Genomic DNA, 1138 nt, shown 5'->3' on the forward strand with positions numbered 1-1138 from the left:
GCTAGTCTTCTGAGTCTGGAATTCTGTTCAGATATCCGGCGAGGCGTTCGAGGATCTCGTCTGCGGTCTTGGTCCATACGTAGGGTTTGGGGTCGCTGTTCCAGGTGGCGATCCAGGTGCGGATGTCGGCTTCGAGGGCCTGGACGGACTTGTGGACGCCTCGCCGTATCCGCTTGTTGGTCAGTTCGGCGAACCAGCGCTCGACCAGGTTGAGCCAGGACGACCCGGTGGGCGTGAAGTGCAGGTGGAACCGTGGGTGGGCCAGTAGCCACTTCTTGACGGCAGGGGTCTTGTGGGTGGCGTAGTTGTCGCAGACCAGGTGGATGTCCAGGCCCGCCGGCACCTGCTTGTCGAGCGTGATCAAGAAAGCCTTGAACTCCTCGGCGCGGTGCCGGCGGTGGAGTGAGCCGATGACCTTGCCGGTAGCCACCTCAAGTGCGGCGAACAGGGTGGTGGTGCCGTGCCGGACATAGTCCGCGGTCTGCCGCTCGGGCACCCCGGGCATCATCGGCAGCACCGGCTGGGATCGGTCGAGGGCCTGGATCTGGGATTTCTCATCGACGCAGAAGACCAGGGCGCGTTCGGGCGGATCGAGGTAGAGCCCGACCACGTCGTGGACCTTGTCGATGAAGTAGGGGTCAGTGGACAGCTTGAAGGTCTCGCTGCGGTGCGGCTGCAGCCCGAACGCCCGCCAGATCCGGGAGACGGTCGACTGCGACAGCCCGACTTCCTGAGCCATCGACCGTGTCGACCAGTGTGTCGCGTCGTTCGGCTTCCGCTCCAGGGTTTTGGTGACCACGGCGGCGACCTGCTCATCGGTCACGGTGCGGGGGCCGCCGGGGCGTGGCATATCGCCCAGCCCCGCGATCCGGTGCTCGATGAACCGTGCTCGCCATCGGCCCACCGCATGCGGGGTCGAGCCCAGCTGGGCGGCCACATCCTTGTTCGACGTCCCATCCGCGCAGGCCAGGATGATCCGGCAACGCAGGGCCCACGCCTGCGGTGTGGTGCGCCGCCGCACCCACCCCTCAAGCGCAGCCCGCTCTTCATCCGTCAGAACCAACTCGGCCTTCGGCCTCCCGGTACGCGCCACACCCCAAGCCTACATATGAATGCAATTCAAGACTCAGAAGACTAG

At 65.3% G+C, this 1138-nt stretch carries 1 protein-coding gene; it reads right to left on the bottom strand.

What is annotated here, in order from left to right; all coding sequences use genetic code 11:
- Nucleotide 1: 1 nt before the first annotated feature.
- Nucleotides 2-1093, bottom strand: a complete 1092-nt coding sequence (locus Psi02_RS39735; protein WP_203981085.1) for an IS630 family transposase — start codon at nt 1091-1093, stop codon at nt 2-4.
- Between the last annotated feature and the right edge of the window lie 45 nt (nt 1094-1138).

The organism is Planotetraspora silvatica (assembly GCF_016863315.1).
Lineage (GTDB): Bacteria > Actinomycetota > Actinomycetes > Streptosporangiales > Streptosporangiaceae > Planotetraspora > Planotetraspora silvatica.